This window comes from Bradyrhizobium sp. MOS001, assembly GCF_004634465.1.
Taxonomy (GTDB): Bacteria; Pseudomonadota; Alphaproteobacteria; order Rhizobiales; family Xanthobacteraceae; genus Bradyrhizobium; species Bradyrhizobium barranii.
The window spans coordinates 72,224-92,809 of the sequence record NZ_SPVJ01000019.1 but is presented as its reverse complement, the minus strand read 5'-3'; the positions used below and the strand labels follow the sequence as shown (position 1 = coordinate 92,809).

At 65.5% G+C, this 20,586-nt stretch carries 23 protein-coding genes; 14 read left to right on the top strand and 9 right to left on the bottom strand.

Going from position 1 to position 20,586, the window contains the following annotated elements:
* Positions 1–83 precede the first annotated feature (83 nt).
* From CT676_RS23130 to CT676_RS23120, 3 genes are all read left to right on the top strand, one after another.
* On the top strand, positions 84–1,439 hold the full coding sequence (locus CT676_RS23130; RefSeq protein WP_135215449.1) for a 3-carboxy-cis,cis-muconate cycloisomerase: 1,356 nt from the start codon (positions 84–86) through the stop codon (positions 1,437–1,439).
* Between the two features lie 75 nt (positions 1,440–1,514).
* On the top strand, positions 1,515–2,297 hold the full coding sequence (pcaD, locus tag CT676_RS23125) for a 3-oxoadipate enol-lactonase (protein WP_135215448.1): 783 nt from the start codon (positions 1,515–1,517) through the stop codon (positions 2,295–2,297).
* 13 nt (positions 2,298–2,310) lie between these two features.
* Complete coding sequence (locus CT676_RS23120; protein WP_039152041.1) at positions 2,311–2,703, top strand: carboxymuconolactone decarboxylase family protein; 393 nt, start codon at positions 2,311–2,313, stop codon at positions 2,701–2,703.
* Here the strand turns inward: CT676_RS23120 and CT676_RS23115 are convergent.
* Both CT676_RS23115 and CT676_RS44170 read right to left on the bottom strand, forming a co-directional pair.
* Positions 2,665–3,201 (bottom strand): hypothetical protein, encoded by a 537-nt coding sequence (locus CT676_RS23115; protein WP_135215447.1) that lies wholly within the window; start codon positions 3,199–3,201, stop codon positions 2,665–2,667. The genes CT676_RS23120 and CT676_RS23115 overlap by 39 nt on opposite strands.
* Before the next feature lie 182 nt (positions 3,202–3,383).
* Positions 3,384–3,542: a hypothetical protein gene (locus tag CT676_RS44170; protein WP_166091448.1), complete on the bottom strand. Its 159-nt coding sequence runs from the start codon at positions 3,540–3,542 to the stop codon at positions 3,384–3,386.
* Positions 3,543–3,831: 289 nt separating this feature from the next.
* On the opposite strand from CT676_RS44170, the gene CT676_RS23110 reads away from it, so the two are divergent.
* The 5 genes from CT676_RS23110 to CT676_RS23090 all read left to right on the top strand — a co-directional run bounded on the left by CT676_RS23110 (position 3,832) and on the right by CT676_RS23090 (position 8,938).
* The gene (locus CT676_RS23110; protein ID WP_028147449.1) at positions 3,832–4,749 is read left to right on the top strand and encodes a branched-chain amino acid ABC transporter permease; all 918 of its coding nucleotides are present in this window, start codon (positions 3,832–3,834) and stop codon (positions 4,747–4,749) included.
* Between the two features lie 10 nt (positions 4,750–4,759).
* Positions 4,760–6,079 carry a high-affinity branched-chain amino acid ABC transporter permease LivM gene (livM, locus tag CT676_RS23105; protein ID WP_135215446.1) on the top strand — a complete coding sequence of 440 codons (1,320 nt, stop codon included), beginning with the start codon at positions 4,760–4,762 and terminating at the stop codon, positions 6,077–6,079.
* Entirely contained in the window at positions 6,076–6,921 is an 846-nt protein-coding gene (locus CT676_RS23100; RefSeq protein WP_135215445.1) for an ATP-binding cassette domain-containing protein, read from the top strand. Before livM ends, CT676_RS23100 begins: the two co-directional genes overlap by 4 nt.
* The gene (locus tag CT676_RS23095; RefSeq protein ID WP_014494184.1) at positions 6,918–7,658 is read left to right on the top strand and encodes an ABC transporter ATP-binding protein; all 741 of its coding nucleotides are present in this window, start codon (positions 6,918–6,920) and stop codon (positions 7,656–7,658) included. The genes CT676_RS23100 and CT676_RS23095 overlap by 4 nt, the downstream gene beginning before the upstream one ends.
* Before the next feature lie 161 nt (positions 7,659–7,819).
* On the top strand, positions 7,820–8,938 hold the full coding sequence (locus tag CT676_RS23090) for a branched-chain amino acid ABC transporter substrate-binding protein (RefSeq protein ID WP_028147453.1): 1,119 nt from the start codon (positions 7,820–7,822) through the stop codon (positions 8,936–8,938).
* Between the two features lie 74 nt (positions 8,939–9,012).
* Here the strand turns inward: CT676_RS23090 and CT676_RS23085 are convergent, their stop codons facing one another.
* On the bottom strand, positions 9,013–9,399 hold the full coding sequence (locus CT676_RS23085; RefSeq protein ID WP_071912455.1) for a response regulator: 387 nt from the start codon (positions 9,397–9,399) through the stop codon (positions 9,013–9,015).
* Between the two features lie 195 nt (positions 9,400–9,594).
* On the opposite strand from CT676_RS23085, the gene CT676_RS23080 reads away from it, so the two are divergent.
* Both CT676_RS23080 and CT676_RS23075 read left to right on the top strand, forming a co-directional pair.
* Positions 9,595–12,447, top strand: a complete 2,853-nt coding sequence (locus tag CT676_RS23080; protein ID WP_135215444.1) for a PAS domain S-box protein — start codon at positions 9,595–9,597, stop codon at positions 12,445–12,447.
* A 54-nt stretch (positions 12,448–12,501) separates the two neighbouring features.
* A complete protein-coding gene (locus CT676_RS23075; protein ID WP_135215443.1) occupies positions 12,502–13,500 on the top strand; it encodes a P1 family peptidase in 999 nt (332 codons plus the stop codon).
* A 213-nt stretch (positions 13,501–13,713) separates the two neighbouring features.
* On the opposite strand, the gene CT676_RS23070 is transcribed toward CT676_RS23075, so the two are convergent.
* Positions 13,714–14,442, bottom strand: a complete 729-nt coding sequence (locus CT676_RS23070; RefSeq protein ID WP_244623243.1) for an EF-hand domain-containing protein — start codon at positions 14,440–14,442, stop codon at positions 13,714–13,716.
* Between CT676_RS23070 and CT676_RS45325 the strand changes: the two genes are divergently transcribed.
* The 4 genes from CT676_RS45325 to CT676_RS23055 all read left to right on the top strand — a co-directional run bounded on the left by CT676_RS45325 (position 14,342) and on the right by CT676_RS23055 (position 16,139).
* On the top strand, positions 14,342–14,581 hold the full coding sequence (locus tag CT676_RS45325; RefSeq protein ID WP_224580999.1) for a hypothetical protein: 240 nt from the start codon (positions 14,342–14,344) through the stop codon (positions 14,579–14,581). The two genes, CT676_RS23070 and CT676_RS45325, sit on opposite strands and share 101 nt — an antisense overlap.
* Before the next feature lie 164 nt (positions 14,582–14,745).
* Positions 14,746–15,447 carry a ribulose-phosphate 3-epimerase gene (gene rpe, locus CT676_RS23065; protein ID WP_135215441.1) on the top strand — a complete coding sequence of 234 codons (702 nt, stop codon included), beginning with the start codon at positions 14,746–14,748 and terminating at the stop codon, positions 15,445–15,447.
* 298 nt (positions 15,448–15,745) lie between these two features.
* On the top strand, positions 15,746–15,925 hold the full coding sequence (locus tag CT676_RS23060; RefSeq protein ID WP_028147458.1) for a hypothetical protein: 180 nt from the start codon (positions 15,746–15,748) through the stop codon (positions 15,923–15,925).
* A 22-nt stretch (positions 15,926–15,947) separates the two neighbouring features.
* Positions 15,948–16,139: a hypothetical protein gene (locus tag CT676_RS23055; protein ID WP_014494175.1), complete on the top strand. Its 192-nt coding sequence runs from the start codon at positions 15,948–15,950 to the stop codon at positions 16,137–16,139.
* A 6-nt stretch (positions 16,140–16,145) separates the two neighbouring features.
* Here the strand turns inward: CT676_RS23055 and CT676_RS23050 are convergent, their stop codons facing one another.
* From CT676_RS23050 to CT676_RS23030, 5 genes are all read right to left on the bottom strand, one after another.
* On the bottom strand, positions 16,146–17,579 hold the full coding sequence (locus CT676_RS23050; RefSeq protein WP_135215440.1) for a bifunctional serine/threonine-protein kinase/universal stress protein: 1,434 nt from the start codon (positions 17,577–17,579) through the stop codon (positions 16,146–16,148).
* A gap of 5 nt (positions 17,580–17,584) precedes the next feature.
* Positions 17,585–18,325 carry a metallophosphoesterase family protein gene (locus CT676_RS23045; protein ID WP_135215439.1) on the bottom strand — a complete coding sequence of 247 codons (741 nt, stop codon included), beginning with the start codon at positions 18,323–18,325 and terminating at the stop codon, positions 17,585–17,587.
* Between the two features lie 117 nt (positions 18,326–18,442).
* Positions 18,443–19,048: a hypothetical protein gene (locus CT676_RS23040; protein ID WP_135215438.1), complete on the bottom strand. Its 606-nt coding sequence runs from the start codon at positions 19,046–19,048 to the stop codon at positions 18,443–18,445.
* Positions 19,041–19,727 carry a hypothetical protein gene (locus tag CT676_RS23035; RefSeq protein WP_135215437.1) on the bottom strand — a complete coding sequence of 229 codons (687 nt, stop codon included), beginning with the start codon at positions 19,725–19,727 and terminating at the stop codon, positions 19,041–19,043. The genes CT676_RS23040 and CT676_RS23035 overlap by 8 nt, the downstream gene beginning before the upstream one ends.
* On the bottom strand, positions 19,724–20,494 hold the full coding sequence (locus tag CT676_RS23030; RefSeq protein WP_028147463.1) for a MotA/TolQ/ExbB proton channel family protein: 771 nt from the start codon (positions 20,492–20,494) through the stop codon (positions 19,724–19,726). Before CT676_RS23030 ends, CT676_RS23035 begins: the two co-directional genes overlap by 4 nt.
* Positions 20,495–20,586 lie beyond the last annotated feature (92 nt).

The window sequence follows — 20,586 nt, the reverse complement described above, 5'->3', positions numbered from 1 at the left end:
TGCATATTCGCAACTGCAAAAAGCTTTGCGCCGATGGTTTGGGATTGGCAGAGCCGGAGCATGGTGATTAGGTCCCGCGCAACATGAGCACAGCCCTCTCCCCCCTGCTCGCGCCGATGCTGTCGAGCGCAGCCATGCGCGCGGTCTGCGACGACCGGTCAACCCTCCAGAACATGCTCGATTTCGAGGCAGCCCTGGCACGCGCCGAGGCCGCCACGGATGTGATTCCCGCATCCGCGGTGGGCCCGATCGAAGCCGCGTGCAAGGCCGATAGCTTTGACATGGCCGCTCTGGGCGAGGCCGCGACGCGATCCGGCAATCTCGCGATTCCCCTGGTCAAGGCGCTCACGGCCAATGTCGGCAAGGCCGATGCGGAGGCCGCGCGCTACGTCCATTGGGGCGCGACGAGCCAGGATGTCATCGACACCGCGACCATGCTCACGCTTCGCGCCGGCATCGATGCACTCGATGCCGATCTCAGCCGCGCCATCAAGGGCTTTGCCGCCCTGGCACGGAGCCATCGCAACACCGCCATGGTGGCGCGGACCTGGCTCCAGCACGCGCTGCCGATGCCGTTCGGGCTCAAGGCCGCGGAATACGCATCAAGCCTTGCCCGCGCCCGCTGCCGCCTGCGGCGGCTCTCCCGCGAGGGTCTTGCGCTGCAATTCGGCGGCGCGGCCGGCACGCTCGCGGCCCTCGGCGACAAGGGGCTCGTCGTTGCAGAGCGGTTGGCGCAGGAGCTCAACCTGCCGCTGCCGGAAGCGCCCTGGCACACCCATCGCGACCGGATCGCGGAAGCCGCATCATGCTTTGCGATTCTCGCCGGAAGCTGCGGCAAGATCGCGCGCGACGTCTCGCTGATGATGCAGACCGATGTTGGCGAAGCGTTCGAGCCCGCCGGCGAAGGCCGCGGCGGCTCCTCGACCATGCCGCACAAGCGCAACCCGGTCGCGGCCGCGAGCGCGCTGGGCTGCGCAACCATGGCCCCTCAGCTCGCCGCGACGATCTTTGCAGCCCAGGTGCAGGACCACGAGCGCAGCGCCGGCCCTTGGCACGCGGAATGGCCGACGCTGCCGCAATTGATGCTGGTCGCCTCGGGCGCGCTCGCCGCCATCGTCGACATCGCCGACGGCCTCGACGTCGATGCCGCGCGCATGCGCAGCAATCTCGATGCGACGCATGGGCTCATCATGGCGGAAGCCGTTACATTTGCGCTGGCCGACAAGATCGGCAAAAGCGATGCGCATCATTTGATCGAGGCCGCGAGCAAGCGCGCGGTCGCCGAAAAGAAGCATTTGCGCGAGGTTCTCGCGGCCGATTCGCAGGTCACCGCGCATCTTTCGCCGGAAAAAATTGCGGCATTGTTCGAGCCGATGGCCTATCAAGGGGCTTCCCAAGCCCTGATCGACCGGCTGCTCGACAGCCTCGAGCGCGATTAATTGTTTGAGCATGATCTTTTTCGGAAAACCGCTCCACACTTTTCCGGATCATGCTCCAGAACGGAGACGCCCAGCATGCCCATGATCGATGCCGACGGTTGCCTGATCAACGTTTCCGTCGAGGGCCGCGACGGCGGGCCGACGCTGATGCTGTCCAATTCGCTCGGCTGCACGTTGCAGATGTGGGAGCCGCAGATGAAGGCTCTGACGCAGGTGTTCCGCGTCATCCGCTATGACCGCCGCGGCCACGGCAAGTCCAACGTTCCGGCCGGCCCCTATACGATGGAGCGCTTCGGCCGCGACGTGCTGGCGATCCTCGACGACCTCAACATCGAGAAGGTGCATTGGTGCGGCCTGTCGATGGGCGGCATGGTCGGGCAATGGTTAGGGGCCAATGCGCCGGAGCGCTTCGGCAAGCTCATCCTCGCCAACACCTCCTGCTACTACGCCGAGCCGACCAAATGGCTGGAGCGCATCGACGCCGTGAAGAAGGGCGGCATCGCGGCGGTGGCCGATGCCGTGATCGCGGGCTGGCTGACGCAGGATTTCCGCGAGCGCGAGCCGCAGATCACGGCGAAGATGAAGTCGATGCTGCTCGCCTCCCCCGTCGAGGGCTATCTCGCCTGCTGCGAGGCGCTGTCGACGCTCGATCAGCGCGAGATGCTCGCCAAGATCAAGAGCCCGACGCTGGTGATCGCCGGCCGCCACGACATGGCGACGCCGATCTCGGCGGGTGAATTGATCCGCTCCAACATTCCCGGCGCCAGCATGACCATCATCGACGCCGCTCACATTTCCAATGTCGAGCAGCCGCACGCCTTCACCGACGCGGTGGTGGGTTTCCTGACGCAGCGCTAGCCGGAGAAAAAACATGGACGACCAGAAGCGCCGCGATGCCGGCATGAACGTGCGCCGGAAGGTTTTGGGCAATGCCTGGGTCGACAAGTCGATCGCGGGCCGCAATGCCTTCAACACCGACTTCCAGGACATGATCACGCGCTACGCCTGGGGCGAGATCTGGACGCGGCCGCATTTCGACGAGCGCACGCGGCGCGTGCTCGTGATCGGCACCATGGTCGCGCTGGGGCAATGGGACGAATTCCGCCTGCATGTGCGCGCAGCGCTCGCCGAGGGCGGCTTCACCCCCGACGACATCAAGGAAATCCTGCTTCAGCAGGCAATCTATTGCGGCGTGCCGGCGGCGAACCACGCCGTCAAGGAAGCCTCAGCCATTGTGCAGGAGCTCGGCCTGCTCAAGAGCTAGCGGCGCGGCGGTTTCGACGGCCTCCCGAACGTTCTTGGGCGCCGGCGCGGGCCGCTCGATCACCACCACGATGGCAGCGCCGAGCAGCAGCAGGAGCTCGGTGGCATGCAGCCGGAGCGCGGCCATCTCGCCGACCTTCGAGGCCATCAACATGCTCGTAAACGAGATGAGGCTGCCGATCGCAAGCGCAATGCCGAGCGCCTCGTCGCTGCCGCCATTCTTGCGGACGCGGGGAATGCAAAGAAGCGCGAGAGAGATGGCAAAGAACACCACCACCGTCAGCCGGCCCAGCGCCAGCAGCCAGGCGGCACGCACCGTGCTCATCCCCGCCATCTGAAGATGGTCGCTGAGGAACAGCGCCACCGCGACACTCGGCCGCTCGTAGAGGCCGTGCACCGGTGCCACCATGATGTTGAAGGCCACGAGCGTCCAGGCCGGGATGAAATAGGCCGCCAGCAGGGCGCCGTTGACCGAACCGATCCGCCAATTCCTGAACATGCCGCTTCCCGCTTCGCTCGCTGCGCGCCTTCCATGGAAAGGCTTTGCCGGGGAGCTAACTCGCATCAGACCATGGCGGCAATTTAAACCCTTTGTTTACCTTAACCGGCCCGCCGGGCGGCGCGCCCAAGGAAAAAGGCCCCGCCTCCGGGCGGGGCCCTCTTCACGTCTAGGCTCCGAAACTACTTGTCCTGACCGTGCTGGCCGCCCTGTTGCTGGCCGGGCTTCTCGCCCTGGCGCTGCGGATCCTGCTGCTGCTGTCCGGGTTTCTGCCCGCCACCCTGCTGCTGCCCGGGTTTCTGAGTCTGCTGGCCCGGATTCTGATCTTGCTGCTTTGACATTTGGGGGAACTCCCTAGTTGGACCTCAGAGGAGAGACAACGGCCGGGATTCAGTTTGGTTGCTTTGCGGAACCCGGTTCCTCGCACCTGCGGAACCGAAATGACATCCGTAGCGAAATGACCTCTGTACAAGCCTTTGTGTCGAGGCATGGCCAGTTGCAGCCACCAGTTCCCTCCTGTTACAAAACGAGAAGAATGCTTAGGGGCTGCCGGGGCCCGAGAAGAAACTCAATCACACTTTCTCTCGAAGAGCTCCCTTTGAGCCGCGTCAGGTTTGGTAACGGCAGCCCATGGATTATTTCGCCCAGCAGCTCATCAACGGTCTCGTTCTGGGCTCGATCTACGGCCTGATCGCCATCGGCTATACGATGGTCTACGGCATCGTCGGCATGATCAATTTCGCCCATGGCGATGTCTTCATGATCGGCGGCTTCATCGCCCTGATCACCTTCCTGATCCTGATCTCGCTCGGCCTGACCGCGATCCCGGTGATCCTGCTGGTGGTGCTGCTGGTGTCGATGGCGATCACCGCGCTCTATGGCTGGACCATCGAACGCATCGCCTACCGGCCCCTGCGCCATTCCTTCCGCCTCGCCCCGATGCTGTCGGCGATCGGCATGTCCTTCGTGCTGACCAATTACTCGCAGGTCGCGCAGGGCGCCCGCGTCAAGCCGATTCCGCCCTTCATCACCGGCGGCTATACGCTGCACGAAAGCGCGGACGGTTTTGTGATCCAGCTCTCCAACATCCAGATCATGGTGGTTCTCACCACCATCGTGCTGCTTGGGATCTTCACCTGGCTGGTGTCGCGCACCCGGCTCGGCCGCGACATGCGGGCCTGCGAACAGGACCAGACCATGGCGGCGCTGCTCGGCGTCAACGTCGACCGCACCATCTCCATGACCTTCGTGATCGGCGCCGCACTCGCCGCGGTCGCGGGCCTGATGTACCTGCTCTATTACGGCCTGGTGGATTTCTTCATGGGCTTCGTCGCCGGCATCAAGGCGTTCACCGCGGCGGTGCTCGGCGGCATCGGCTCGCTGCCTGGCGCCATGCTGGGCGGTCTCGCGATCGGCCTGATCGAGACGTTCTGGTCGGCCTATTTCTCGGTCGAGTACAAGGACGTCGCGGCGTTCTCGATCCTGATCGTCGTGCTGATCTTCATGCCGACCGGCCTGCTTGGCCGTCCCGAAGTCGAAAAAGTCTGACGGTCGCCGCGTGACAGTTCTCTCGAGCAATACGGCCAAACCAGCAACGGACATCCCCGCTCTGCTGAAGACGGCCTTCGTCAACGCCCTGATCGCGCTGGTGCTGTTCTCGCTGATGGTCGGCGTCCGCACCGAAGCGGGTTCCGACGGCCAGCTCACCTATTGGACCCGCTTCGGCGAGGTCGCCTCCCTCGTTGCCGCCGTGTTCGGCGGCTCGATCGTGCTCGGGCTGTTGCGACAGTGGATCGGGTCCAGCGGCACCGACAAGCTGGTGCCACCGGCTGTACGCAGCGGCATGTCGTTTCTGGGCCGCTACCTGGCGCCCGCACTTCTGATCTTCACGGTGCTTGTGCCGGTGATCTTCTATGACCAGCGCTATATCCTCGATCTCGCGATCCTCGTGCTCACCTATGTGATGCTGGGCTGGGGGCTGAACGTCGTGGTCGGGCTCGCCGGCCTGCTCGATCTCGGCTACGTCGCCTTCTACGCGGTGGGCGCCTATTCCTACGCGCTGCTGGCCACCAATTTCGGCTGGTCGTTCTGGGTCTGCCTGCCGCTTGCCGGCATCCTCGCCGCGTTCTGGGGCGTGCTGCTCGGCTTCCCCGTGCTGCGCCTGCGCGGCGACTATCTCGCCATCGTGACGCTCGCCTTCGGCGAGATCATCCGCCTCGTCATCATCAACTGGCAGAGCCTCACCGGCGGCCCCAATGGCGTCTCCAGTATTCCCCGCCCCTCGTTCTTCGGCATCCCGCTGGACAACAGCGACAACGGGCTCGCCGCCAGGCTCGGCATCGAATATTCGCCGACCCAGCGCATCGTCTTCCTGTTCTACCTGATCCTGGCGCTTGCGCTGCTCACCAACTGGGTGACGATCCGGCTGCGCCGCCTGCCGATCGGCCGCGCCTGGGAGGCCTTGCGCGAGGACGAGGTCGCCTGCCGCGCGCTCGGCATCAACACCACGACCACCAAGCTCACGGCGTTCGCGACCGGCGCCATGTTCGGCGGCTTTGCCGGTGCGTTCTTCGCGACGCGCCAGGGCTTCATCAGTCCGGAATCCTTCACCTTCCAGGAATCGGCGCTGGTGCTCGCCATCGTCGTGCTCGGCGGCATGGGCTCGCAGCTCGGCGTCGCGCTCGCCGCCCTCGCCATGATCGGCGGCTTCGAGCTGTTCCGCAGCCTCGAGACCTACCGCATGCTGGTGTTCGGCATGGCCATGGTGCTGATCATGATCTGGCGGCCGCGCGGCCTGATCGGCCATCGCGCGCCGACCGTGTATCTGACCAAGGCGCAGGCGATCTCCTCCGACCTCGTCAAGGAAGGGCACGGATGAGCGGCGACAAGACTAGCGACAAGATTCTTGGCGTCGATCGGCTGACCATGCGCTTTGGCGGCATCGTCGCCGTGCAGGACCTGTCGTTTGCGGCCGAACGGAAAAAGATCACCGCGCTGATCGGACCGAACGGCGCCGGCAAGACCACCGTGTTCAACTGCATCACCGGCTTCTACAAGCCGAGCGGCGGCGCCATTCGCCTCGCCCATGACGACGGTAAGGTCATTGCGCTGGAGCGGCTGAACGATTTCCGCATCGCCAAGCAGGCCAAGGTGGCGCGCACCTTCCAAAACATCCGCCTGTTTCCCGGCATGACCGCGCTGGAAAACCTGATGGTGGCACAGCACAACGCGTTGATGCGCGCCTCCGGCTTCACTTTTCTGGGCCTCATCGGCGCGCCCGGCTACCGCGACGCCGAAAAGCGCGCGATCGACCTTGCCACCGACTGGCTGAAGCGGGTCAATCTGCTCGACCGCGCCGACGATGCCGCCGGCAATTTCGCCTATGGCGACCAGCGCCGGCTCGAGATTGCGCGCGCGATGTGCACCGAGCCCGCGCTGCTGTGCCTGGACGAGCCCGCCGCGGGTCTCAACGCGCGCGAGAGCGCCGCCTTGAGCGAGCTCCTGCTTTCGATCCGCGACGAGCTCGGCACCTCAATCCTGCTGATCGAGCACGACATGTCGGTCGTGATGGAGATCTCCGACCACATCGTGGTCATGGACCATGGCGTCAAGATCGCGGAAGGCTCTCCGCGCGAGATCCGCGACGATCCCAAGGTGATCGCCGCCTATCTCGGCACCGACGAGGAAGAGGCCGTGGCGGTGATGGAGAGCGGGTCGTGACGTCGTCCGCTCCCCTGCTGTCGATCCGGGGCCTGCGCGCCGCCTACGGGAAGATCGAGGCGTTAAAAGGCGTCGATGTCGAGATCAGCGCCGGCGAGATCGTCGCGCTGATCGGCGCCAACGGCGCCGGCAAGTCGACGCTGATGATGACGATCTTCGGCAAGCCGCGCGCCCGCGCCGGCCAGATCCTGTACGAAGGCCGTGACATCACCGACGTTCCCACCCATGAGATCGCCCATTTGCGCATCGCGCAATCGCCGGAAGGCCGCCGCATCTTCCCGCGCATGAGCGTGGCGGAAAACCTCCAGATGGGGGCGGACGCCACCGGATGCACCGACGCCGAACGCGAGGCCACGCTGCAACGCGTGTTCACGCTGTTCCCGCGCCTGAAGGAGCGCTACGCCCAGCGCGGCGGAACGCTGTCCGGCGGCGAGCAGCAGATGCTGGCAATCGGCCGCGCCCTGATGAGCCGCCCCCGCCTGCTGCTGCTCGACGAGCCCTCGCTCGGACTGGCGCCGCTGATCGCGCGCCAGATTTTCGATGCGATCCGCACCCTGAACCGCCAGGACGGCCTGACGGTCCTGATCGTCGAGCAGAACGCCAACCATGCGCTGAAGCTCGCCCATCGCGGTTACGTCATGGTCAACGGCCTGATCACGCTGGCCGGCACCGGCGCCGAGTTGTTGCAGCGCCCCGAGATTCGCGCCGCCTACCTGGAAGGCGGCCGGCACGGCTGAGGTTGCCCGACGGCGAAGCCCGTGCGGCCGAATGTGGCGAGATATCTCCGCCAATGCCCGTATTTTGCCGGTGACTTCTCCCGAGATTCATTCGAGAATGGCGCCGGTTTGGACCGGGCGTACCCGGCAACTTCCACAGGCGACCACCCGCGAGGTATCTCATGAAATCACTGAAGCTCATCGGTCTGGCATTCGGCGCGTCGATCGCGCTATCGAGCGCGGCGTTCGCGCAGGATGTCACCGTCGCAGTCGCAGGCCCGATGACCGGCGGAGAGTCCGCCTTCGGCCGCCAGATGAAGAACGGCGCCGAGATGGCCGTGGCTGACATCAACGCCGCCGGCGGCGTCAACGGCAAGAAGCTCGCGCTCAACGTCGAGGACGACGCCTGCGACCCGAAGCAGGCGCGCTCGATCGCCGAAAAGATCGCCGGCGCGAAAATCCCGTTCGTGGCCGGGCACTATTGCTCGTCGTCGTCGATCCCCGCCTCCGAAGCCTATGCCGACGGCAACGTGCTCCAGATTACCCCCGCCTCGACCAATCCGAAGTTCACCGATAGCGGACTCTGGAACGTGGCGCGCGTCTGCGGCCGTGACGACCAGCAGGGCCTGGTCGCGGCGCAGTACATCGCCAAGAACTACAAGGGCAAGAACATCGCGATCCTCAACGACAAGACCACCTACGGCAAGGGTCTCGCCGATGAGACCAAGAAGGCGCTCAACAAGGCCGGCATCACCGAGAAGATGTACGAGTCCTACAACAAGGGCGACAAGGACTTCAACGCGATCGTCTCGCGCCTGAAGCGCGACAACATCGACCTCGTCTATGTCGGCGGTTATCATCAGGAGAGCGGCCTGATCCTGCGCCAGATGCGTGACCAGGGCCTCAAGACGATCCTGATGGCCGGCGATGCGCTCGCCGACAAGGAGTACGCCTCCATCACCGGTCCGGCCGGCGAAGGCACGCTGTTCACCTTCGGCCCCGATCCGCGCAACAAGCCGACCGCGAAGAAGATCGTCGACGCCTTCAAGGCCAAGAACATCGACCCCGAGGGCTATACGCTCTACACCTACGCGGCGATGCAGGTCTGGTCGCAGGCGGCAAAGAAGGCCGGCACCACGGACGCCAAGAAGGTCATGGCGGCGATCAAGGCCGGCAAGTGGGACACCGTGATCGGCCCGATCGAGTATGACGCCAAGGGCGACATCAAGCAGCTCGACTATGTCGTCTACAAATGGGACGCCAAGGGCGGCTACGCCGAGATCAAGGGCAACGGCACCTAAGACAGGATGCCTGACCTTTTAACCGGATCAATCCAACGCCCCGGTTCGCCGGGGCGTTTTCTTTCGCCGTGCGGTCACACGGCTGCGGAGAGCTCGCCGCCCGCCGCGGCCTGGGCCTTGTGGAGCGCTTGCAGGAGATCGTTCGGCCGAAATGGCTTTTGCAGACATACCACGTCGGCCAGACCAGGCGCCTCGCCCATGAAATCCAGTGCGGTCATGCCGGAGACCGCGACGATCGGGAACCCGGGAACTCGCTCGCGAATGGCCGCCATGACGTCAACGCCGCTGGTGTCGGCCAGGAAAATATCGACGATCGCGGCATCGAAAGCGCCCTCGCTGAAGGCTTTCAGGCCCGCTGCGCCGCTCTCGGCTTCGACGACGTCAAAGCGGTTGACCCGAAGCACGATCGCGACCATCGCGCGGACCTCCTTCTGGTCGTCGACAACGAGAACACGGCGCATGGGAACAACTCCCGGATACGTATCATTATTTGGTTCAATTCACCGCAAGTGCCCGGCAAGGCAGTATGGGTCTGTCCCGGTAAATCACCTCTTACCAGCTACCTGTTCCAAGTCCCACCCCAAGTTAAATAAGCTGTAACCTTCGGTTGAGTCGCATGCGCTTTCTGTCAGGATGCGCGCCCGGAGCGGGCTACCATGCGGGTAGCGGCTTCCCGGCCGGAAGAGATTGACGTAGGAGGTCATCATGCCGGCTTACGAGAGATCGACGTGCTAGCGCCTAACGACCGAAGCACATTCCTGTCGACCTTGCCGGCTACGCGAAGCGATCGCAGGGCTGCGTTGGCGATCGTCGGCATCTCCGCGATCCTGTTCGCACTGGCGGTACCGTTTGCGGGCTTGCCGCTCGCGCAGGTGCCGGCCTTCGTGGCGAGCTACCAGTCGGCGCTCGCGGTCAGCGACATCATCACCGCCGTTTTGCTGCTGTCGCAGTTCGCCGTGCTGCGCAGCCGCGCGCTGCTGCTGCTGTCGATCGGCTATATGTTCACGGCGGGCGCCGCGGTGACCCACGCCCTCACCTTCCCCGGGCTGTTCGCCCCGGCCGGATTGTTCGGTGCAGGCCCGCAGACCACCGTCTGGCTCTACATGATCTGGCACGCCGGTTTCCCGCTGTTCGTGCTGGCCTATGCCTGGCTCAAGGACGGCAACGGCGGCAACAGGGTTGCGGGCGCGACGGCTCCCGCGATCGCACTTTCCGTCGCCGGCGTGTTCGTCGCGTTGACCGTCTTCGCCTGGCTGGTGACTGCGCAGCACGGCCTGCTACCGGTCCTGCTCAAGGACGGCCACTACACCCCCACCATGATCGGCGTGGTGTCGTTCGTGTGGTCCCTGAGCTTCGCGGCGCTGGTCACGCTGTGGTTTCGCAAGCCGCACACGGTGATCGACGTCTGGCTCATGGTCACGATGTGCGCCTGGCTGTTCGACATCGCGCTGTCGGCGATCGTCAACGTCGCGCGTTTCGACCTCGGTTTCTATGCCGGCCGTCTCTACGGCCTCTTTGCGTCGAGTTTCGTGCTCGCGGTGCTGCTCATCGAGAACGTGCGGCTCCAGGCCAACACGGCAGGCATGGTCGGCGCGCTGCAGCGGCAGTCGAGCTCGGAGCGGAACTATTATGCCGAGCGCGAGCGGCTGTTCAGCGCCGTCGTCGAGTCCTCCAACGACGCCATCATCACGAAGTCGCTCGACGGCACCATCACGTCCTGGAACAAGGCGGCAGAGCACGTCTTCGGCTACTCCGCCAGCGAGGCGATCGGCCGCCAGGTCGATATCATCATGCCCGAGGGGCAGCGCGAGGAAGTCGCCGAAATGCTGGCCCGCACCCGCAACGGCGAGGTCATCGACCAGCACGAGACCGTGCGGCTGCACAAGAGTGGCCAGCCGATCGACGTCCTGCTGAGCCAGGTCCCGCTGCGATCGACCGACGGCAAGATCATCGGCGCCTCCAAGGTCGCTCGCGACATCACCGAGCGGAAGCGGGCGGAATCCGCCCTCAACCGCGAGATCGAGGAGCGCCAGCGCATCTTCGAGACCTCGCAGGACCTGATCCTCGTGACGGACGGTTACGGCAATTTCATCCAGATCAGCCCGAGCGTGAAGGACATCCTCGGGTACAAGCCGGAGGACATGATCGGGCACAGCGCCATCGAGTTCATTCACCCCGATGACCTCGACAACACCCGCAGCGAGATGCGCGCGGCGCGGCGTGGCGCGGTCAAGCGCAGCTTCGAGGCGCGCTACTACCACTACGACGGTCACGAGGTGACGCTGAACTGGATGGGCACCTGGTCGGAGCCTGTGAAGCGCCATTTCTTCATCGGCCGCGACCTCACCGAGAAGCAGGCCGCGGAGGCCCAGCTCAGGCAGGTCCAGAAAATGGACTCCATCGGCCAGCTGACCGGCGGCGTCGCCCACGATTTCAACAACGTGCTGACCGTCATCACCGGCACGATCGGCATCCTCGCGGATGCGGTGGCCGACCGTCCTGAGCTCGCCGCCATCACCAAGCTGATCGACGACGCCGCCGAGCGCGGCGCGCAACTGACCAAGCACCTGCTCGCCTTTGCCCGCAAGCAGCCGCTCCAGCCGCGCGAGATCGACGTCAATGCGCTGGCGCTCGAGGCCGCCAAGCTGCTGCACCCGACCCTCGGCGAGCAGATCACCATCATGCCGCAGCTCACCGAGGATGCCTGGCCGGCGCTGGTCGACCCGGGCCAGCTTTCCACCGCGATCCTCAATCTCGCGCTGAACGCGCGCGACGCCATGCCGGACGGCGGCACGCTGGTGCTGGAGACCCGCAACATCTTCCTCGACGACGGCTATGCCAGCATGAATCCCGACGTCGTCGCCGGCAGCTATGTGATGATCGCGGTCAGCGACACCGGCACCGGCATTCCACCGGACCTGATGGAGCGGGTGTTCGACCCGTTCTTCACCACCAAGGAGGTCGGCAAGGGCACCGGGCTCGGGCTCAGCATGGTGTTCGGCTTCGTCAAGCAGTCCGGCGGCCACATCAAGATCTACAGCGAGGAAGGCCACGGCACGAGCGTGAAGATCTACCTGCCGCGATCGAGCGGCGTGCAGGAGAGCGAGTACGAGTCGCTCCAGAACGTGCCCATCGCCGGCGGCGACGAGAAGATCCTGATCGTCGAGGACGACGCGCTGGTACGGCAATATGTCGTGACCCAGATCAAGAGCCTCGGCTATGCCGCGCTCGAGGCCGCCAACGCGGCCGAAGCCCTCACCATCATCGATGCCGACAAGGGCATCGACCTGCTCTTCACCGACATCATCATGCCCGGCCACATGAACGGCCGCCAGCTCGCGGACGAGGCGGTGCGGCGGCGTCCCGACCTGAAGACGCTGTTCACCTCGGGCTACACCGAGAACGCCATCGTCCATCATGGCCGGCTCGATTCCGGCGTGCTGCTGCTGGCCAAGCCCTACCGCAAATCCGAGCTTGCCAAGATGCTCAGGACCGCGCTGGCGAGTTGAGCGCGCGGCATCGGTGCGCTATCGCTGATGCCTGAAGCGCATGGAGTGCCGGCCTTGAAAAACCTGCTTACCGATATCGCCGGCGTCCGCGTCGGCCATGCCGAGGATGCGAAAGTCGCCTCCGGCACGACAGCCATCATCTTCGATGCCCCGGCGGTCGCGGCGATCGACGTGCGCGGCGGCGGGCCCGGCACGCGCGAGGATGCGCTGCTCGACCTTGCCAGCACGGTCGAGCGCGTCGATGCGATTGCGCTGTCCGGCGGCTCCGCCTTTGGCATCGAGACCGGCGGCGGCGTCCAGGCCTGGCTTGCCGAACAGGGCCGCGGCTTCCGGATTCGCGAGGCGGTGATCCCGATCGTGCCGGGCGCCATCGTGTTCGACCTGCTCAACGGCGGTGACAAGGCCTGGGGTCGCTTCGCGCCCTATCGCGATCTCGGTTACGCGGCAGCTGTGGCCGCGGGCCACGATTTCGCGCTGGGCAGCGTCGGCGCGGGCCTCGGCTGCACCACTGCGACCTTCAAGGGCGGGCTCGGCTCGGCTTCAGCGGTCCTGCCCAACGGCATCAAGGTCGCCGCCATCGTGGTCGTCAACGCGGTCGGCAGCGCAACCGTCGGCGAGGGACCGTGGTTCTGGGCGGCGCCGTTCGAGGAGAACGGCGAGTTCGGCGGGCGCGGCCTGCCAGCCAAATTCACGCCTGACATGCTGGCGATGCGCATCAAAGGCGGCCCCGCCGCGAGCGCGCGCGAGAACACCACGATCGGCCTCGTCGTCACTGATGCCACGCTGACCAAGGCCCAGGCCAAGCGGCTGGCGATGATCGCGCACACCGGATTTGCCCGCGCCATCTATCCGGTGCATGCCCCGACCGACGGCGACGTGCTGTTTGCGGCTGCGACCTGTGAGAAGCCGATCGAGCCGCTGGTCGGCCTCACCGAGCTCGGCACGGTCGCCGCCAACGTGGTCGCGCGCGCGATCGCGCGCGGCGTGTACAGCGCGACAGCGCTGCCGTTTGCGGGAGCATTACCGGCGTGGAAGGACCGCTTCGGCGCGTAAGGGGCACGCGCCCCTCACCACATATCGCGCGTCATCGCCCGGCGAAGACCGGGCGATCCAGTATTCCAGAGACAGTTGTGATTGAACCGAGAAGCCGCGGCGTACTGGATGCCCCGGTCCCGGCTCCGCCAAGGCTACGCCGGGGCCACAAGGGTGCTCGGCCGCCGAAGCTTTAGCGAAGGCGGCAAGCCGGGGCATGACAGCGCGTGGGCGTCAGACGCTCATCGACATCGACGAGCCGGCGGTCGCTGAGGCGCCTTGCCCCTGCCCGCCTTGCCGCTGCATCAACTGCGCGAACAGATCGTAGGCCGAATTGCGAGAGGAGCTGGAGGCGCCCGGGACCGTCGTCGACATCTTGAAGCCGTCGGCATAGGTGACGGTGGTGGTGGTCGAGCCGTCGGCGGCGGTCGTCGTGGTCGAGGTCGACCCGCCGCTCGACTTCGAGGCGGAATCCGATCCATCGCCGGAGCCGCTGGCACCGTGGGCATGGCCGTGATGGCCGCTCTTCAGCGCCTTCGACATCTCATCCAGGCTGACGCTGCCGTCGGAATTCGTATCCATCTTCGAGAACACGTCGTCGGCCTGCGCGAGGTTGGTGCCGCCGGCCCCGAGCGCGTTCTCGAATTCGGACTTGGTGATCTTGCCGTCGCCGTCCCCGTCGATCTGCGAGAACAGGTCCTTCAGCGCAGCATCCCGGCTCGTCGAGGTCGAAGACGTCGAGCTCGAGCTAGCCGCGCTGCCGGTGCTGTCCGTCGACTGGCTTTGCGCGGCGAACAGCGCGTTCATGGTCTCCGGCGAGATTTGCGGAGTTTTACCGGCATTGACCGGCGAGGTCGCGCCGCTGGTCGTGCTGCTGCCGCTGTCGATCGCGAACGGATTGATCGGCGCGTTCTGCGAAGACCCCGTGTTCTGGGTCGACGAGGACGATTTCGACTTCGTCAGCGACTGGATCGCGTCGAGCGCGCTCGATACGGCACCAAGGGCAAACAACATTGCACAACTCCAACCGATGCGGCACGCCGCAGCCAATGTTCTGGCGGTGATGTCAGCAAGCGTCGTGCCAGCGCAAAAAGCTCAATGAAATCCGCCTTCGCGACGCCTGGCGCGGCTCCGGAACACCGGCAATTCATGCCGGTCGCGGCAGAAATTTCCGCCCACAGGAAGCACGCCACCCCTGCATTGCCCGGCTGAGAGGCCCATGTTAGGCGAGCATCATCTTTCACGGCCGCCACGGGACACCGCGCCATGACCCAAGCCTTCACTCCCCGCCCCCTGGCCATCGCGCCCTCGATCCTGGCCTCGGACTTCTCCAAGCTCGGCGAAGAGGTGCGCGCGGTGGACGCGGCCGGCGCCGACTGGATCCATCTCGACGTGATGGACGGACATTTCGTGCCCAACATCTCCTACGGCCCCGACGTCATCAAGGCGATGCGCCCGCACACCAAGAAGATCTTCGACGCGCATCTGATGATCTCGCCCTGCGACCCCTATCTCGAGGCCTTCGCCAAAGCCGGCTGTGACCACATCACCGTGCATGCGGAAGCAGGTCCCCATCTGCACCGCTCGCTCCAGGCGATCCGCGCGCTCGGCAAGAAGGCCGGCGTCTCGCTCAACCCGGGCACGCCGATCAGCGTGCTCGAATACGTCATCGACCTCGTCGACCTCGTGCTGGTGATGTCGGTCAATCCCGGCTTCGGCGGCCAGGCCTTCATCCCGTCTGCGATCGGCAAGATCCGCGACATCCGCGCGATGACGGCGGGACGTCCGATCGACATCGAGGTCGATGGCGGCGTCGGTCCTGATGTCGCGGGTCCCCTGGCCGCGGCGGGCGCCAACGCCTTCGTCGCCGGCACCTCCGTGTTCAAGGGCGGCACGCAGGAAGCGTACAAGACCAACATCGCCGCGATCCGCAACGCCGCCGCAGGCGCACGCGGCGAAGCGATCTGAAGCACAAGCAACATATTTGCTGAAAAGCTGCGGGTCTTACGGGCGTTGCGACGCGCAATGCCCAAATTGCACCTTGATCCGTACTCCTCCGGGCTTCCCTGATTCGTGCAAATCACCGCTAGTGATTCCTGCCTGTTTTCGCGGGAGCACATCATGACGACGACCCTGGTTTGGACTGGCGTGGCGTTGTGGCTTGGTTTCAGTGCGTTTGTTGTGTTTGGCCCATCGGCCGGACCGGCGAGGGTGCCGGCACGTTCGGCCCGCATCGTCCGTCGCGACTGGTATCGGGCCTGAGCCCATGCAGATCGCGCTCGTGAAGCGTCAAGCGAAGCGCAGGTGCCGCATCCCGCGGCGCCCGCATCCTGACCTCGACTATTTCTTCGGTCGGCTCGAACGCACCGAAGGCGAGAGGCGCGACGACACCGGGCCCGAGATGGCGGACCCGGATCACCCGCTCCGGTCACCGCGCCGGCATTGAATTCTGTTCTGGACCACGCCCGATGAAACCGCACTGCCCGAACTGCCTGAAGGAAATGACCAAGGCATCCGCGTCGCGTAACCTCTTCAATTGCGAGCCCTGCCGCGAGATCATCCAGTATTTCGGCGGCGGCGCGGATCACGGCGAGCCCGGCCCGCAATTCTGCTGGCCGATCCGCCGCAAGCGCTCCGTCCACGCCGCCCACGCGGCGTGATCTTTCCTAGCCCCACACGACGCCGGCGTCCGGTTTCGCCGCAGCCATCCGCGGCGGCCGCACCACAGTGACGGTGCAGGCCGCCTCCGAGGCCACCTTGGCCGAGACGCTGCCGAGCAGCGCGCGGCGGAACGAGCTCTGCCGTGCGCCGATGATGACGTGGTCGACCTGATTGACCTCGGCGAATTCCAGCAGCGCCGCGGCGGGGTCGACGGCCTCCAGCACGTGAACCGACAGCCGGCTCTCATCCAGCTTGAGCGGCGTCGCCCAATGCCGGAGCGCGACCAGGCGGTCGATATGCTTGTTGGAGCCCTGCTCGTCGAGCGTCCGGTCGATCGCGATGCGGTTGAGCTTGAGCACGTTGACGCAGGCAAGCCGCGCCGACGGCAGCGTCGCGAGAATGCGCTCGGTCGTCACGCGCAGCGCCTCGTTCAGCTCGCCCGCGCCTTCCACCGTGTCGAGCGCGACCGCGAGGATCGGGCTGGAGGCGATTTGCGCGGCGACGTCCGATTTCGCGCGCGGCGCCATGACACCCAGGTTGAAGCGCCGCCGCCAGGCGACGCTCAAGGGGTCGCGCTTCAGCCGTTCCGAACGCGCGGTGAGCCTGACCTGGTCCGGATGAGCGAGATCGAAGGCGAGCTGGGACGCGGTCGGATAGCGCCGCACCGGCTCGATCTCGAGACAGCGCAGCACCACCTCCTGAAGCCAGGGCGGATAGTCCGCGCGCAATTCGCGCGGCGGATGCGGATCGCGCCACAGCCGGCGACGCATCGCGCGCAGCGTCTCGCCCTCTCCGAAGGGACGCTCGCCGGTGGTGAAGAAATAGAGCAGCACGCCCAGCGAAAACAGATCGCTGCGCGGATCGTCGCGTACCCCCAACAGCCGCTCGGGCGCCATGTAGGGCGCGGTGCCGTAAGGCAGGCGGAATTCTTCCTGCAACAGGTCCGGCAGATGGTTGTGGTGCGACAGGCCGTAATCGATCAGGACCGCCTCGCCGCTATCGCGGAACATGATGCTGCTCGGCTTGATGTCGTGATGAATCACGTTCTGCCGGTGCAGATCGGCCAGCGCGGCGGCGATCTTCGCGACGAGCTGCCGCGCCTCCTCATATGGGAGCGGCAGGTCGGGCAGCCGCTTGTAGAGCGTGGTCCCGGGAATGCGCTCGATCACGGCGTAGGCCTGGTGCGCGAAGTCACCGGTGCCGAAACACGAGGGCACGTGCGGGCCGGCGAGCCGCGGCAAGATCATCATCTCCATCTCGAACGAGACGATTGCGGCGGGGTCCTCGCCCTCCGACACCCGCGGAATCTTCATCAGCAGCGGCACGTCAATGCCGGGATGGGTGACGGTCCACAGCGTCGCCATGCCGCCGGCATGGACGCATTCACCGATGGTGTAGCCGTCGATCTCGGCGCCTGATTTGACCAGGGGTTGCGGCATCGCCGTCAGCGTCCCTGCGACAGCCGGTCGGCGAGCCAGGGCGGCAGGCCGTTTTCGCGAATCTTGTTCGCCGCGCTCGCAATGTCATAGGGCGCGCGGCAATAGGTGATCTGGCACGACACGGTGTCGAACAGCACGAAGGCTGCGGATGGATCGCCATCGCGAGGCTGGCCCACCGAGCCGAGCACGGCCAGCCATTGCCGCCCGCGCAGCAGCGGCACGGAAACGTCGGTCTTGGGCACGAGGCTCGTCATCTTCGCCGTCACCGACATCGAATAGAGCGCCGGGCGATGGATGTGGCCGCAGAAGGTGACATGGGCGGGCGTCGATATCAGGCTCTTGGCGGCATCCGCCGTCGAACGGACATAGTGCCAGCGCTGCGGGCTCGAGGCCTCCGAGTGGACGTAAAGGCGCTCCTTCTCATCCACCAGCATCGGCAGCTCGGCGAGGAACCGCCGCTGCGCGACGTCGAGCCGCCCGCGCGTCCATTCGATCGCGATCTGCGCCTCCGCATTCATGGCTTCGGTCGTGATGTTGACCGCCTCGTCATGATTGCCGCGGACGACGATGGCGCCCTCCCGGACCAGACCCATCACGGTATCCACGACCCATTCCGGATCGGCGCCATAGCCGACGAAATCGCCGAGCAGGACGAACCGCTCCGCGCCCTTCGCGCGGGCAACCTTCAGGCAGGCCTCGAACGCCTGCCGGTTGCCGTGGATATCCGAAAAGACAGCGAGAAGCACGCACCCTCCACCCCAAAGGCCTTATCGGAAGCCGATAAGGCCAAATTGAGGGACGTCAAGAAGATGCGCCAGTGCGGGTGCGTTTTCCAGCGTGCCCCTGTCGCGATGGTGAAGAGCCTATTGCTCGTCCTTCGGCGGCATCCGGGGCGGCGGAATCGGGGTGAACACCGCGCCTTGCGCGCCGGCGGGTGGTGCCAGGAATTCGCCGGTCGAGGAATCGCCGCCGCTGGTCTCCAGAATGGTCTTGGGCGTCACATATTCCCGGACCATGTCGATCAGACTGCCATCGCCGCCGCCGAAATCGGCGGCGCGGCCGCCTTGCGGATGTCCCAGTGCGATCTCGTTCTCCGCCGCATGGGTCTTGTCGGCCAGCCTGTCATTGTAGGGCACACGAAAGGCGCGCGGGATGCCGCTCGGCCGATTGTCCTCGTCGAGCTGCTCGACCCAGAGATAGATCGAGCCCGGATCGCCCTCCAGCGAATGCGGCTCGACGATGCGGGCCTTCAGCAGCTTGAAGGTCGCCGGCAGCCGTTCGGAACTGGCCCAGCCCAGCAGCCCGCGCATCTCGGTGAAGCTGACGACATAGAAGGCGCTGGTCACGACCACTGCGACCGCCTTGAACGACCAGTGCAGCCGCGCATAGACCAGCACGACAAGCAACAACGCGCCGATGACAGCGTAGGCGACCGACAGCGTGAGGATGACCGTCTGCAGGCTAGTCACGGCGCACCCTCACGGCGTTCTTGCTCACGCCCGTCCGCGGGTCGAGATCGGCGCCGTTGCGCCAACTGCTGCGGAACGTCTCCAGCAGCGATTTCGGCCGCTGGTCCACATTGACGACCTTTCCTTCCGCATCGAGCCGGAACCGCACCGCGGTCTTCTCGTCGCCGGTGTGGTCGAGCGTGAATTTGTTGTCGAAGACCACCTGCGCGGTCGGATTGAGCTTCTGCACCTTCACATTGGCCTGGACCGGTTCGCCGGTCGTCGCCACGAAATGTGAGACGTTGACGGTGTATTCGCCGGCGACGATGCCGCGCACCGTGACGATCTCCTCGCGGATCGGCGAGGCGATCTTCTTGCCGTTGACCATGATGAAGTCGTTGGCCCCGCCCCGGTCGTCGCGATCGAGCGTGAGGAAGCCGGCTTCGCGGTGGCGATACCAGGCGATGTTGCCGGCGGGATCCTGCACGAACAGGTCGAGATCGTCTGGATGGCTGTCCGGCCAGTCCAGCGTGATCATGAACTCGGCCTTGGAATCGATCTTGCCGTCCTTGGCATCGGGCGACACCGCGAGGAGCGCGAGGAAGAACAGGAAGGCGATCACCTGGAGCGCCTTGAACAGCATCACGCCCAGCGGATCGAACGGCTCCTCGCGCGGATAGAGACCGAAATCATCCATCATGACGCGGTTCCAGCGCCTTTGCGCTCCAGCACCGGCGTCACATAGGTCTCGGTCAGCACCACCGCGTCCGAGAACACGCGCTGGGTCGCGGCATCCAGCATGTAGTACTGGATGCGGACCAGGATCGAGCCGACGAGGCCCGCCAGCGTCGTGTACATCGCGACCGCCATGCCGTCGCTCATCAGCCCCATCGATGAACGCATCGCGACCTTGTCAGCGGCATCCAGCCCCGCGATCGGCGCCAGCATGATGATGAAGCCGATGATGGTGCCGAGCAGGCCGAGCTTCATCAGCGTGTCCGAGACGAAGGCACCGAAGCCGTTGGAGCCGCGCAGCCGGTCGGCCAGCGTCCGCAGCAGCAGCGTCTGGTCGACCGCCCGGTAGTCCTGCGCGGATGCTTTCGTCACGAGGCTCTCGATGTGGTCCCGCACCAGCCCGCGTGGCAGCGCGGCCGCGCTGCCGTCGAGCACCTTGCTGCCCCCGGGCGCGGCGAGCACCGCCCGGCAGCGCCGCGCCGCCGCGCCTTCACGGGCGATCGCCCGTGTCCGCAGGAAGCAGTGGCCGCAGGTAAGGACATAGAGCAGCGCGATCACGCTGGAAATGTAGGTGCGGTCCGAGGTCAGCATCAGGCGGATCAGGCCGAAGCGCCACAGCAGCACGACGGCGAAGATCGACAGCCCGGTGAAGATCATCCAGAACAGCAGCGCGCTGCGCTCGGATGGGTCGGCAGCAGACCCCGCGATCGGTCCAATCGTCATCGAACTCATGCTGCACTGCTCCTGGCTTGCAGGGATTGGCCTGCAACGATTCCACCCCGATTAGATCAAAGCCGCCGCGCGCGGTCCAAAGAGCCATGCCC

What these genes read in the sequence shown, in the direction of transcription:
- CT676_RS23130 (WP_135215449.1), top strand. Translation starts at nt 84, where the DNA reads ATGAGCACAGCCCTCTCCCCCCTGCTCGCGCCGATGCTGTCGAGCGCA.
- pcaD (WP_135215448.1), top strand. Translation starts at nt 1,515, where the DNA reads ATGCCCATGATCGATGCCGACGGTTGCCTGATCAACGTTTCCGTCGAG.
- CT676_RS23120 (WP_039152041.1), top strand. Translation starts at nt 2,311, where the DNA reads ATGGACGACCAGAAGCGCCGCGATGCCGGCATGAACGTGCGCCGGAAG.
- CT676_RS23115 (WP_135215447.1), bottom strand. Translation starts at nt 3,201, where the DNA reads ATGTTCAGGAATTGGCGGATCGGTTCGGTCAACGGCGCCCTGCTGGCG.
- CT676_RS44170 (WP_166091448.1), bottom strand. Translation starts at nt 3,542, where the DNA reads ATGTCAAAGCAGCAAGATCAGAATCCGGGCCAGCAGACTCAGAAACCC.
- CT676_RS23110 (WP_028147449.1), top strand. Translation starts at nt 3,832, where the DNA reads ATGGATTATTTCGCCCAGCAGCTCATCAACGGTCTCGTTCTGGGCTCG.
- CT676_RS23100 (WP_135215445.1), top strand. Translation starts at nt 6,076, where the DNA reads ATGAGCGGCGACAAGACTAGCGACAAGATTCTTGGCGTCGATCGGCTG.
- CT676_RS23090 (WP_028147453.1), top strand. Translation starts at nt 7,820, where the DNA reads ATGAAATCACTGAAGCTCATCGGTCTGGCATTCGGCGCGTCGATCGCG.
- CT676_RS23085 (WP_071912455.1), bottom strand. Translation starts at nt 9,399, where the DNA reads ATGCGCCGTGTTCTCGTTGTCGACGACCAGAAGGAGGTCCGCGCGATG.
- CT676_RS23080 (WP_135215444.1), top strand. Translation starts at nt 9,595, where the DNA reads ATGCGGGTAGCGGCTTCCCGGCCGGAAGAGATTGACGTAGGAGGTCAT.
- rpe (WP_135215441.1), top strand. Translation starts at nt 14,746, where the DNA reads ATGACCCAAGCCTTCACTCCCCGCCCCCTGGCCATCGCGCCCTCGATC.
- CT676_RS23060 (WP_028147458.1), top strand. Translation starts at nt 15,746, where the DNA reads ATGCAGATCGCGCTCGTGAAGCGTCAAGCGAAGCGCAGGTGCCGCATC.
- CT676_RS23055 (WP_014494175.1), top strand. Translation starts at nt 15,948, where the DNA reads ATGAAACCGCACTGCCCGAACTGCCTGAAGGAAATGACCAAGGCATCC.
- CT676_RS23050 (WP_135215440.1), bottom strand. Translation starts at nt 17,579, where the DNA reads ATGCCGCAACCCCTGGTCAAATCAGGCGCCGAGATCGACGGCTACACC.
- CT676_RS23035 (WP_135215437.1), bottom strand. Translation starts at nt 19,727, where the DNA reads ATGATGGATGATTTCGGTCTCTATCCGCGCGAGGAGCCGTTCGATCCG.
- CT676_RS23030 (WP_028147463.1), bottom strand. Translation starts at nt 20,494, where the DNA reads ATGAGTTCGATGACGATTGGACCGATCGCGGGGTCTGCTGCCGACCCA.